Genomic DNA, 11,871 nt, shown 5'->3' with positions numbered 1-11,871 from the left:
CAATTCCGGTTAGCGCAGGCTGATCACGGGCCAGCCCTGTTCCCGGGCTTCGCGCTCAAGGGCGCTGTCCGGGTCCACGGCGACCGGGTTGTCTACTTTGCGCAGCAATGGCAGATCGTTGTGGGAGTCGCTGTAGAACCAGCTGTTCTCCAGGGTTTCATCGTTGGCGTTCAGCCATTCGGCCAGCCGCTCCACTTTACCCTCGCGGTAGCTGGGCGTGCCTGCCACGTCGCCGGTATAGCGCTCGCGGCGGCATTCTGCGACGGTGGCAATCAGGTGATCCACGCCAAGGCGATCCGCCAGGGGGGCGGTCACAAAGTCATTGGTGGCGGTAATGATCATCAGGGTGTGGCCCTGGTCACGGTGCTTTTGCAGCAGGGCTTCGGCCTTGGGCAGCCACATGCTGTCGAGCTTTTCTGCCAGGAACTGTTCGCGCCAGAAATGCAGCTGGGCCATGTCGTTATCAGCCAGTACCTTCAGGGAAAAGCGCAGGTAGGCCATGATGTCGAGGCGGCCATTCTGGTAATCCACGTAAAACTGGTCGTTGGTTTCCTTGTAGAGCTGCTGGTCAACAATGCCTTTCTCTACCAGCCAGTCTCCCCACAGGTGGTCGGAATCGCAGCCGATCAGGGTGTTGTCCAGGTCGAAAATCGCGAGCGTCATGGCCTCTCCTTACGTGAAGGAGCCATTTTATGCGAAGCGGATGACAAGTCATACCGGTGGATTCATCACGTTCCAGGTTTGTTTTGGTGCGTTTGTTGCACGGTTGTGCATTGATCGCAGGTTGCCCGGCAAGGTTTAATGGGCTGACAAGGAGCCAGAATTCACGATTGCGCGTGGATTCGAAGAGACAACATGACAGGCATTATTGATGACAAAGGGTTCCGGCTAAATGTCGGGATCATTATTGCCGGCCAGGATGGCCGGGTATTTTGGGGCCGCCGGGTGGGCAACCGTGATGCCTGGCAATTTCCGCAGGGCGGCATGATGCCGGGGGAGACTCCGGAAGAAACGCTGTTTCGCGAGCTGGAAGAAGAGGTGGGCCTGCTGCCGGAGCATGTGGACATTATTGCCAGTACCGAAGGCTGGCTGACCTATCGTCTGCCCCGCCGGTTTTTGCGCCGCCCCCGTAATCGCCCGCATTGCATTGGCCAGCGGCAGAAATGGTTTTTGTTGCAGCTGACGGCGGAGGAGCAGGCTATTGACCTGTTCGCCAGCGATAGTCCGGAGTTCAAGGACTGGCGCTGGGTTAATTACTGGTATCCGATTCGCAAGGTGGTGCATTTCAAGCGCGGGGTCTATGCCCGCGCCTTGCGTGAACTGGCCCCGGCCCTGAAGAAAGGGGCGCCAGGCGCGCGTTCCCCAACCCCGTCTACCTCTGGAGACTCGTCCGATGCTTGAGACCCTGCGGCGTATTGTTCAGGAAGTGAACAACGCGGCGGACATCCCCAGCGCGCTGGATTTGATGGCCAAGCGGGTACGCGATGCCATGGGCACGGAAGTGTGCTCCATCTATCTGCGCGACGAGGAAGAGCAGCGCTATATGCTGATGGCCTCGGAAGGGTTGAAGCAGGAAGCCGTGGGCAAGGTGAGTCTGGGCCTGTCGGAGGGGTTGGTGGGGCAGGTGGGCCTGCGCGAAGAACCCATCAATCTGGAAGACGCCTTTACCCACCCCAAATTCCATTATCTGGCAGAAACCGGGGAAGATGCCTTCCATGCTTTCCTGGGTGTGCCGGTGATGCACCACGGCAAGGTGCTGGGCGTCATGGTGGTCCAGCAGCGCGATGTACGCCGTTTCGATCAGAGCGAAGAAGCCTTTCTGGTGACGATCTCCGCCCAGCTGTCGGCGGTCATTGCCCATGCCCATGCCTCGGGTGTGCTGTTCGACCAGTTGGGTGGCAGCGGCGATCTGCCCAGTTTCTATGACGGCCTGCCCGGTTGCCCCGGGGCGGCCATTGGCCATGGCGTGTTGCTGTTTCCGGAAGCGGACCTGGCCTCCGTGCCGGATCGGGCCGTTGCTGATGTGAGTGACGAAATTTCCCGGCTGGACGATGCGCTGGTGCGCGTGCGTCAGGAAATCCGTGATTTGGCCGAGCGGGCCTCTCGCTCGCTGGGGGCTGAAGAGCAAGCGTTGTTTGATGTCTATCTGCGCATGCTGGATCGCCACGCCCTGCCGGCGGAAGTGATCGCCCAGATCCGCGAAGGGCAATGGGCCCAGGGCGCCTTGCGCACGGTGGTCGATGCCCATGTGCGTAATTTCGAAATGATGGATGACCCCTACCTGCGTGAGCGGGCGGCGGATGTGCGTGATCTGGGGCGTCGGGTGCTGGCCCAGCTGCAGAGCCAGACCCGGCGTCATGTCATCTTTCCCGACGAATGCATTTTACTCGGCGAAGATATTTCCGCGCCCATGCTGATGGAAGTGCCCCGTGAGCGGGTTCGTGGCATTGTTACTACCCGTGGCTCACGGAATTCGCACATGGCCATTGTGGCCCGTGCCATGGGTATTCCCACCGTCGTGGGCGCACAGAATTTGCCCCTCAAGCAAATGGACGACAAGGAAATCATTGTCGATGGTTTCCGGGGCCGGGTGGTGGCCAATGCCTCGCCGGAACTGAAACTGCAGTTCCAGGAAATTATTGCCGAGGAAGAGAGCCTTCAGGCCGGCCTGGAAAAGCTGCGCGATGAGCCTGCGGAAACACTCGATGGCTCGCGGATCAAATTACAGGTGAACACCGGGCTGATGACTGATATCAACCGGTCACTGGAGCGGGGTGCCGAAGGGGTGGGCCTGTACCGGACGGAAATTCCGTTTATGGTCCGCGACCGTTTCCCGTCGGAAGAAGAGCAGCGGGTGATTTACCGCGAGCAGCTGGCGGCATTTGCTCCGCATTCGGTGACCATGCGCACCCTGGATATCGGCGGCGATAAATCCCTGAGCTATTTCCCTATTGAAGATGAAAACCCCTTCCTGGGCTGGCGCGGTATTCGTGTCACCCTGGACCACCCGGAAATTTTCATGGTGCAGGTGCGCGCCATGATTAAGGCCAGTGAGGGGCTGAATAATCTGCGCATCATGCTGCCCATGATCACCAGCGTGATCGAGGCGGAAGAAGCGCAGCACCTGATTCACCGTGCCTGGCTGGAAGTGCGTGATGAAGGGCTGGATGTGTCCATGCCGCCGGTGGGCGTGATGATCGAAGTGCCGGCGTCGGTATATCAGGCCCGGGCACTGGCTCAGCGGGTGGATTTTCTTTCCGTCGGCACCAATGATCTCACCCAGTATCTGCTCGCGGTGGACCGTAACAATCGCCAGGTGGCGGCGCTTTATAACTCCTATCACCCGGCGGTGCTACATGCGCTGCTGCACGTGGTGGAACAGGCTCGCGAGGAAGATACCCCGGTGTCGGTCTGTGGCGAGATGGCAGGGGAGCCCAGTGCGGCTCTGCTATTGATGGCCATGGGCGTGGACGTGCTCTCCATGAATGCGTCCAACCTGTTAAAGGTAAAAGCCGCTATTCGTCAGGTGAATATCAGCTTTGTCCGCCGTCTTCTCAATGAAGTGCTGGCCATGGATAACGGTGAAGTGATCGCCTCTTACGTGGACTTGCAGCTCACCAAGGCCGGGCTGGGTGACCTGTTGCGAAATCGCAAGGTATTGTCCTGACACACCGAGAGTGAGGGCGTTAAAAATAAAAGGTTCATCGCGGACTTGAGTGATACGTCGGCTTCAGGACTTGTCTCATTATCCCGCCCTGGCAACGGCTGGACGCCGGATGCCCGACGCCGGACGGTGACCAAAACCTGAAAACCTTGGCCGCCATGTTCTCTGCAAAGTGCTGGGTATTCGCGATAAAAGCATAAGACGGCGTGAAGCGTGTTATTCACTCTAATTCGTGATGAAGCAAATAAAAAAACTTATCGGGAGAGAGTCATGAAGCGCGCGTTCTTGTTGATCGTGGTGTCGTTGCTTGTGTTGCTGGCGGTGCTGTTGTTCAACACCTTGAAGGTAAAAGAGCCCAACGAAACGGTTATCCCTCTGCCGGTTTTTGAATCTGCATTGAACGAATCCGAGATGACCGCACGTCTCTCCCGTGCCCTGCGATTTGCTACCTTGCCGGATCAGCCACAAGCCTTTGATGGCTTCCATGATTTTCTGCGCCAGTCTTTCCCGTTGAGCCATGAAGCTCTCTCACTGAAAACCTTCGGTCACAGCCTGCTTTATCACTGGGATTCCGGGACAGACTGTGCGCCTGTCTTGCTGTTGGCCCATCAGGATGTGGTGCCGGTGTCGTCCCCGGATGCCTGGGAACACCCGCCTTTCGCCGGCGTGGTGGATTCACAGTTTGTCTGGGGCCGTGGCGCCATGGATGACAAGGGCAGCCTGATGGCGATCCTGGAAGCCACCGAAGCCTTGTTGGCGGATGGGCGTGCACCGGCCTGTGATGTGTGGCTGGCGTTCGGTCACGATGAAGAAACCGGTGGCAGTGAAGGCGCCAGCCGCATGGCGGACTGGATGGCAGAGCAGGGCCTGCGATTTGGCATGGTGCTGGACGAAGGCGGCATGATGCTGCCCGGCAGCACCCTGGGCATTGAGCAGCCGGTGGCGTTGATCGGCATTGCCGAGAAAGGCTACATGACCGTGACCCTGGAAGCCCGCGCGGAACCGGGGCATTCCTCCCGCCCGCCTGCGAAAACGGCGGTGGGGGATCTGGCCAACGCTATTGCGGCCTTGCAGGAAAATCCTCGCCCCGCCGGGTTGAGCGAACCTACCCGCAAAATGCTGCAGCAGGTAGCGCCGTATCAGCCGTTTGCCAAGCGAATGGTGTTTGCCAATTTGTGGTTGTTTGAGCCATTAATCGTTAAACAGTTAGCCGGAAAACCGGAAACCAATGCCCTGGTTCGCACCACCATGTCGCCGACGCTGTTGCGTGCCGGGGTCAAGGATAATGTGCTTCCCGCCACTGCCGAAGCGACCATCAACTTCCGCCTGGCGCCGGGGGAAAGCCGTGAATCCTTGCTGGCCTATCTGGAAGAGCAGTTGCCGGATTCGATCACCGTGACGCCCCTGGACACCTTTCTGTCTGACCCGTCACCGACCAGCGAGATTCCTTCCCCTGCCTTTGAGCGTCTGGCGGGCCTTGCCCGGTCTTTGCCGGAGCAACCGGTGGTGGCGCCTTTCCTGCTGATCGCCGGCACGGATGCGCGCCATTATCAGCCCGTGTCCGATCAGATTTTCCGCTTTATGCCTGTTGCCCTGAGTCAGGACGACTTGCCACGCTTCCATGGCCACAACGAACGCCTGTCCAGAGAGCAGTATCCGCGGATGGTGCGCTTTTATGCCGGGGTGATGTTGGGCGAGGAGTAAGAGTTGGCCGGCTTTCGGCCGGCCGACAACAAGGTTTTCTCTGACAGCGGCTAAGCGTTGCTGAAACTGCGATTCGGGTGGCCGGCGGGGTGACCGTCCGGCTGCCACACTTGCTCCAGCATTTGCGGGCCCTGTTCACGGTCCAGAATCACCGCGCTGCTGGCGCGGGTACCGTAGGTTTCCGACTGGATAAAGACCGGGGCCACCAGCCGTTCAAGTTCCACCCCGACGCCGGTGTCAGGCAGTTCGCTGTCGCGGGGTTGATAATGGTCGTTAACCACCTGCAGTAGCTGCTGCAGGTTTCCGCCTGCCGCGATGGCGTCGGCCAGGTTCTGTTTGGCCCGCTCCACCTTGGGCCAGGGATCGTCCAGCAGGCCATTGCTGAGGCCGTGAATGCCGGGCTGGACCGCTTGCGGCGCCGCGCCACGGTTGCCCAGATACCACAGGCTGTCGCGGGTGGTGTCTGTGCTTACCGTGCCCACCAGCAGGTTGAAGGCGCCGTAGTGATGCTGCTCTTCTGCGAGGGTGTGGCTGAACTGTTCCGGGCTTTGTTGCCCTTCCAGAAAAGCGAAGGGCAGCAGGCCCCGGGAGCGTTCGCCGCGCTGGCGGCCGGTGATCGGCTCGCGGTAATTGGTGACCACGGCGAAGCGACCATTACGGTGGATGCCCAGCCAGGTGCCGCCGGCCGTCAGGTCCAGCCCGCAGAAGATATCCCCGCGCCAGCGCGCCGCTTCCGCCGGCCGCGCATGAAATTCATCCCGATTGGCGGCTACTTTTAATGGCGTGTTTGATTCAGGCTGCCAGTCGAGCAAGACAATACACATTCACTTTTTCCAGGCTGTTCATTGCGGTTAGCGTGGGACGTGTTGCGTCCAGCGTGTCGCGTTACTCCGTGCTAGCATACCTGCCTTGCCACGAGTTGTGTTGGAGAGGTTGTGCTGGAACTGTTTCTGATCTGTCTGGGCGTGGGTGTGGGCGCCGGGCTGCTGGCGGGGGCGCTGGGGTTGGGCGGTGGTGTGGTCATCGTGCCGGCCCTGATTTTCCTGTTTCACGGGCTGGGCTTTCCTGACGAACTGGTCGCCAAAATGGCGGTGGCCACGTCCTTGAGTACCATCATCATTACCTCTATCAGCGCCGTGCGCACTCATCACAAGGCCGGTTTCGTGCGCTGGCCGGTGGCATTACGTCTGGGCGTGGGAATTGTACTCGGTGCCTTTGCGGGGGCGTTTATCGCCGATGCCATGGATGGGGAACTGTTGGCCCGTCTGTTCGGTCTGTTTGCCATGCTGATTGCCCTGCAGATGTTGCTGGCCGGTCGCAAGGCGCTGGATGAAAGCCTGCCACAGCGGGTGCCCGGTGCGCCGGGACTGGGCCTGGCCGGGTTGCTGATTGGTACTGGCTCTGCGATTTTCGGTATCGGCGGTGGCTCGTTGACGGTGCCGTTTCTGAGCTGGTGCCGGTTGAAAATGCAGGAAGCCGTGGCCATTTCCTCCGCCTGTGGGTTACCCATTGCCATTGCCGGCACGCTGGGGTTTGCGGTGGCCGGTTGGAATGAGCAGCACTTGCCGGATGGCGCCCTGGGCTATGTGTTTTTGCCCGCCACAGCCGGTATAGTGCTCACCAGCTTCCCGTTTGCGCGCCTGAGTGCGCGGCTCAGCCACCGGCTGCCGTCCGCCACCTTGAAAAAGGTCTTCGCTCTGGTGCTTTTTGTGCTTGGCCTCAAACTGGCTTTTGGATAACAACCTATGGAATTCCCGCAGATCGACCCGGTGGCGTTCGCCATCGGCCCCCTGAAAGTGCACTGGTACGGCCTGATGTACATGTTCGGTTTTGCCGCCGCCTGGTTGCTGGGCATGTACCGGGCCAAACAACCGCATTCCGGCTGGACCAAGGATCAGGTGGGCGATCTGGTATTTTACGGCGCCATGGGCGTGATCGTCGGTGGCCGGCTGGGCTACGTGTTCTTCTATAATATCGACAAGTTCCTGGCCGACCCGCTGTGGCTGTTTGCGGTGTGGACAGGGGGCATGAGTTTCCACGGTGGCGCCATTGGGGTGCTGGTGGCCTTCTGGCTGTTCGCCCGGAAAACCGGCAAACGGTATTTTCAGGTGGCGGATTTCATGGTGCCCATGGTACCCATCGGGCTGGCCACCGGCCGCTTCGGTAATTTCATGAATGCCGAGCTGTGGGGCCGCGCCAGTGATGCCCCCTGGGCCACGGTGTTCCCCACCGACCCGCTGCAGATCGCGCGACATCCTTCCCAGCTGTACGAGATGCTGCTGGAGGGCGTGCTGTTGTTTCTGGTGTTGTGGGTCTATTCGGCCAAACCTCGCCCGGCGGGGGCGGTGACGGCCCTGTTCGGTATCGGTTATGGCTGCGCGCGCACCTTTGTGGAATTCTTCCGGGAGCCGGACGCCCACATCGGTTATCTGGCTGGCGGCTGGTTAACCATGGGCATGTTGCTGAGCATTCCGATGATTATTCTCGGTATTGCCATGCTGGTTTGGGCGTATCGAAACGATGAGCGAGGAGTGAAGTCATGAAGCAATATCTTGATCTGCTTCGTCACGTCCGCGAGAACGGCACCTACAAGGAAGACCGTACCGGTACCGGCACCTATGCGGTGTTTGGCTATCAGATGCGTTACGACCTGAGCCAGGGTTTCCCCATGCTCACCACCAAGAAACTGCACCTGCGCTCGATTATTCACGAGCTGCTGTGGTTCCTGTCCGGTGACACCAATATCCGTTACCTGAAAGAAAACGGGGTATCCATCTGGGATGGCTGGGCGACCCCTGAGGGCGAGCTGGGCCCGGTTTATGGTGAGCAGTGGCGTAGCTGGAAAACCCCGGACGGCGGAGTGATTGACCAGATCAGCGAGGTGCTGGAAGAAATCAAGCGCAACCCGGACTCTCGACGCCTGGTGGTCAGCGCCTGGAACCCGGCGGTATTGCCGGATCCGTCTATCTCGCCGGATGCCAATGCGGCGGCGGGCAAGCAAGCGCTGCCGCCGTGCCACTGCCTGTTTCAGTTCTATGTAGCCGACGGCAAGCTGAGCTGTCAGTTGTATCAGCGCAGCGGTGATATCTTCCTCGGCGTGCCGTTCAATATTGCTTCCTATGCGTTGCTGACGTTGATGATGGCCCAGGTGTGTGACCTGCAGCCGGGCGATTTCGTGCATACCCTGGGTGATGCGCACCTGTACTCCAACCATCTGGAGCAGGCTGACACCCAACTGGCCCGCACGCCTGGTCCGCTGCCGACGATGACGCTGAATCCGGCGGTGAAGGATCTGTTCGCTTTCACTTTTGACGATTTCACCGTCAGCAATTACGAACCCGCCGCGCACATCAAGGCGCCGGTGGCAATCTAACGCCTGATGCCCGAAGCCGGACGCATGATGCGAGAGAGTCTTTGTCCGGCGTCAGGCGTCCGGCATCAAGCGTAGGTATATTCATGTCCATTCGTCTTTCCATGATGGTCGCCAAGGCCAGCAACAATGTCATCGGCCGGAATAACAAGCTGCCCTGGTATCTGCCCAATGACCTCAAATACTTCAAGCAGGTGACGTTCGGCAAGCCGGTGATCATGGGCCGCAAGACCTGGGAGTCACTGAAAGGGCCGCTGCCCGGGCGCACCAACATCGTGATTACCCGCCAGCCGGATTATCTGGCCGAGGGTGCCAAGGTGGTGACCACCGTGGAGGACGCTATCACCATGGCGGGAAATGTGGCGTTTATCGAAGGGCAGGAAGAGGCGGTGATCATGGGCGGTGCGGAAATCTATGCGCTGGCGTTACCGCAAACCCAGCGACTTTATCTCACCGAAGTCCATGCCGAGGTCGACGGGGATACATTTTTCCCCGAATACGCGACCTCCGAGTGGAAAGAAATCGGCCGTGAAGATTTCGCCGCTGAAGGCCCGAATCCCTACGATTATTCCTTCGTGGTGTACGAACGGAAATGAGTTCAAAGTTGAAAGTGTAAAGTTCAAACGCGCTGAAGGTTAGGGTGCACTCCTAACCGAAAGAGGCCGCGTCCAGAATCAGGACGTGGCCTTTTTGTTTTTGGGCTTACCCTTTTCAGGAAAACGCCCTCTTTCGCTCGCAGTCATACAGACCGGACTCTATTTCCTTTTCAACTTTTCACTTTGAACTTTCAACTGATGTTTCGCGGGCACGGCGACTATCGTGCAGTACCAGTCTAACCCGCGTTGCAGCTTGGCTTTTACTGCCGCGGTTCGATCAGAACCTCACTCCGCACCGATTGGGCGATAAAGCACTTTTCGTGGGCGCGCTGGTGCAGAGCCTGAATCTTGGCAGCGTCCGGTTGTTCGCCGTTAAAGGTGACTAGCGGTTGCAGCACCATGGTCTGCATATAAATCTTGGCTTGGTCGTTTTGCCCGAGTACGCCTTGGGGGTCGTCATCGTAACTGGCCACCGACAGCCCTTCGCGGGCCGCTTCGGTGAGGAACGAGAGCAAGTGGCAGCTGGCCAGGGCGGCGAGGAAGGCTTCTTCCGGTTCCATGAATTCCTGGTGGCCGTGGTGGCCATCGACCACGCGCACTTCATTGCCGTCTGCAAGATGCCAGAGGTAATGTTCCCGGTCGCCGTGGGCGGTCCAGCTTAAATGCATGGTGTGTTGTGACACGAAATTTCCCCGGTTGGTCCGTCATTAGCAGGCTGTTGTGAACCCCTTTGGGGCAGTATGCCATCAAAAGAGCCACTTGCCATGACGTCTTGGGTCCAGTGTTGCTATCTCGCTGTCAGGCGGTGCCGGAGGGGCCGCTGGGTTGGCTTAATGACCAGTAGCGGAATACCGCAATATTCACCAGTGCGCTCATTAGCGATACTGGCAGGGCGGCCAGCAAGGAGGCGGCGGTGGTATGGCTGACCACCCCGAGGATGGCACTGGCCACCAGGCTACTCATCATCAGATACGCCAGGAATACCAGTACCAGCACCAGCAGCAGCGGCCATTGTTGGGACTGTGTCATCTGGAAGGACTGGCGCAGGGCTGCTATGGGGTTTTGTTGCTTGAGTGCCACCAGCAGGGGGGCGTAACACAGGCGGGTATAGACCCACGCCGCCGGGAAGAACAGGGCCATCCAGCCCAGTGACACACCAATGGCCATCAGTGCATAGCTGAGCAGCAAGGGCGGATAAACCAGTAACGCCGGGGCGGTGCAAGCGAGCAGGCCGCGTGGTTTGCCGTTGCTGATGGCGGACAGCTGTACATAGAGCGCGCCTTCGGCCAGCGGGCGAACCAGCAGAATAATGGCCAAGCTGATGCCGCTGAATTGCAGGGCGGCCCCTTCGGTTTCCGGCAGCACGAAGGATGGGCCGAAAATCCACTGGGTAGCTTCGGTGATCAGGGCAAAGGGGGCAGTGACCAGAAACAGCGGGCCAAGGTGCCGCCACCAGAAGAGGAGAATTTCGCGAAAACGGTGTCCGATCATGGTGAGCCATCAATTCAGTCGACGGCGCAACCATACGACAGCGCTGCTTCCATTTCCAGAACGCAGCGCCATCCCGGGGCTACCACCAGTATTTTCCCCAGTTTTCCGGGTTGGCCCAGAAGCGCGGGTTATTCCACTTGCGTTCGAAATTGTAGTTATCCAGGTCGTAGCTATAGATGTTCAGCTCGCGACCGTCTTCAGCAAAATGCCCCTGCTCACGACAGCCCAGTGCCAGAAAACCGTTGGCCGGCCAACGCAATTTTTGCGGGGCCAGGGTGGGTTGATACACGGCCACCATGGAGTCGGTATGCAGGTTGCGGAGCAACCCCATCAGTGCCTCGCCGTCATGCTGGGGCATGTATTCCAGCTGATCCGCCACGATGGCGATATCCACCCGGTTAATGTCATCCAGGGCGGGGAACGGGTTCTGTTCCTGAATTTCTACCAGAGTGCAGTTGTGGTCTTTGCACCACTGGGCAACGACAGGGATGGGGTTGAGGCTGACAGTGAGAATGGAGGTGGGCTGGTGGCTATCAAGAATAGCGGCCAGACGTTCCTGTGGAGATTCGGTCATGGAGTGTGCCGTCGCAATATTCATGATTTCAGTCTAACGCCAATGTGGGTGGCTTTCGATAGGGGGTTGGGTAGCGTTTTGCAGTTTTTGATGCATTGCCGTTATGGCTTCCCGGGTGGTCTGCAGGGGTGTGTTTTGGGCAGGGTGCCGGGAGAGTTTGACCGGTGCGCCATCGGGTTGGGCCACTGAAATGAGATCTTCATCAGAAAATGGGAAACAGGCGTTGACGACTGTCTAATCAATAATGATAATGATTCTCATATACGAAAAGGAGGTCAGCATGTCTCAGGTAAAGAAAAACGTTGCCACTACCACGCGCCAGGTTGCCATCAATGCGGAGAGCAGTGTGGCAAGTGGTTTGCTGCTTAACCATCAGGGCAAGTTGTGGATCGAGCATGCCGGGGAGCGTTACCAGCTGCGCCGTACGTCCAACAACAAGTTGATACTTACCAAGTGACGCGGCATGCAACAC

Annotated in this window: 13 protein-coding genes; 8 read left to right on the top strand and 5 right to left on the bottom strand. The window is 58.9% G+C overall.

Translation table 11 applies throughout. The features are described 5' to 3' along the window. Positions 1–9: 9 nt before the first annotated feature. On the bottom strand, positions 10–663 hold the full coding sequence (locus ADG881_RS08120) for an HAD family phosphatase (protein ID WP_007149961.1): 654 nt from the start codon (positions 661–663) through the stop codon (positions 10–12). A 192-nt stretch (positions 664–855) separates the two neighbouring features. Here ADG881_RS08120 and ADG881_RS08115 point away from each other — a divergent pair, with 192 nt between their 5' ends. From ADG881_RS08115 to ADG881_RS08105, 3 genes are all read left to right on the top strand, one after another. Beyond that, positions 856–1,401 carry an RNA pyrophosphohydrolase gene (locus tag ADG881_RS08115; RefSeq protein WP_007151415.1) on the top strand — a complete coding sequence of 182 codons (546 nt, stop codon included), beginning with the start codon at positions 856–858 and terminating at the stop codon, positions 1,399–1,401. Beyond that, positions 1,394–3,667, top strand: coding sequence for a phosphoenolpyruvate--protein phosphotransferase (gene ptsP, locus ADG881_RS08110; protein ID WP_007149409.1), 2,274 nt, complete (start codon positions 1,394–1,396; stop codon positions 3,665–3,667). The genes ADG881_RS08115 and ptsP overlap by 8 nt, the downstream gene beginning before the upstream one ends. A gap of 267 nt (positions 3,668–3,934) precedes the next feature. Next, positions 3,935–5,368, top strand: a complete 1,434-nt coding sequence (locus ADG881_RS08105; RefSeq protein WP_039926443.1) for a M20/M25/M40 family metallo-hydrolase — start codon at positions 3,935–3,937, stop codon at positions 5,366–5,368. A 50-nt stretch (positions 5,369–5,418) separates the two neighbouring features. Here ADG881_RS08105 and ADG881_RS08100 read toward each other — a convergent pair whose 3' ends face one another. Further along, complete coding sequence (locus ADG881_RS08100) at positions 5,419–6,192, bottom strand: NRDE family protein (RefSeq protein ID WP_007150270.1); 774 nt, start codon at positions 6,190–6,192, stop codon at positions 5,419–5,421. 111 nt (positions 6,193–6,303) lie between these two features. Here ADG881_RS08100 and ADG881_RS08095 point away from each other — a divergent pair, with 111 nt between their 5' ends. From ADG881_RS08095 to ADG881_RS08080, 4 genes are all read left to right on the top strand, one after another. Further along, positions 6,304–7,107 carry a sulfite exporter TauE/SafE family protein gene (locus ADG881_RS08095; protein ID WP_007149576.1) on the top strand — a complete coding sequence of 268 codons (804 nt, stop codon included), beginning with the start codon at positions 6,304–6,306 and terminating at the stop codon, positions 7,105–7,107. A 6-nt stretch (positions 7,108–7,113) separates the two neighbouring features. Then, on the top strand, positions 7,114–7,911 hold the full coding sequence (lgt, locus tag ADG881_RS08090; protein WP_007151107.1) for a prolipoprotein diacylglyceryl transferase: 798 nt from the start codon (positions 7,114–7,116) through the stop codon (positions 7,909–7,911). Further along, on the top strand, positions 7,908–8,741 hold the full coding sequence (locus ADG881_RS08085; protein WP_007151515.1) for a thymidylate synthase: 834 nt from the start codon (positions 7,908–7,910) through the stop codon (positions 8,739–8,741). Before lgt ends, ADG881_RS08085 begins: the two co-directional genes overlap by 4 nt. An 83-nt stretch (positions 8,742–8,824) precedes the next feature. Then, a complete protein-coding gene (locus ADG881_RS08080; protein ID WP_007150507.1) occupies positions 8,825–9,334 on the top strand; it encodes a dihydrofolate reductase in 510 nt (169 codons plus the stop codon). 260 nt (positions 9,335–9,594) lie between these two features. Here the strand turns inward: ADG881_RS08080 and ADG881_RS08075 are convergent, their stop codons facing one another. The 3 genes from ADG881_RS08075 to ADG881_RS08065 form a co-directional block, all read right to left on the bottom strand. Further along, on the bottom strand, positions 9,595–10,017 hold the full coding sequence (locus tag ADG881_RS08075) for an OsmC family protein (RefSeq protein WP_232211707.1): 423 nt from the start codon (positions 10,015–10,017) through the stop codon (positions 9,595–9,597). A 115-nt stretch (positions 10,018–10,132) separates the two neighbouring features. After that, positions 10,133–10,825: a hypothetical protein gene (locus tag ADG881_RS08070; RefSeq protein WP_007149912.1), complete on the bottom strand. Its 693-nt coding sequence runs from the start codon at positions 10,823–10,825 to the stop codon at positions 10,133–10,135. 79 nt (positions 10,826–10,904) lie between these two features. Continuing rightward, the gene (locus ADG881_RS08065) at positions 10,905–11,399 is read right to left on the bottom strand and encodes a DUF6231 family protein (protein WP_232211706.1); all 495 of its coding nucleotides are present in this window, start codon (positions 11,397–11,399) and stop codon (positions 10,905–10,907) included. Between the two features lie 280 nt (positions 11,400–11,679). Between ADG881_RS08065 and hemP the strand changes: the two genes are divergently transcribed. Beyond that, entirely contained in the window at positions 11,680–11,856 is a 177-nt protein-coding gene (gene hemP / locus ADG881_RS08060; RefSeq protein ID WP_007149677.1) for a hemin uptake protein HemP, read from the top strand. The last annotated feature ends 15 nt before the right edge of the window (positions 11,857–11,871 follow it).

Source organism: Alcanivorax sp. DG881 (assembly GCF_000155615.1).
In the GTDB taxonomy this organism is placed as follows: Bacteria; Pseudomonadota; Gammaproteobacteria; order Pseudomonadales; family Alcanivoracaceae; genus Alcanivorax.
This window is presented reverse-complemented; position numbering and strand designations above follow the sequence as displayed.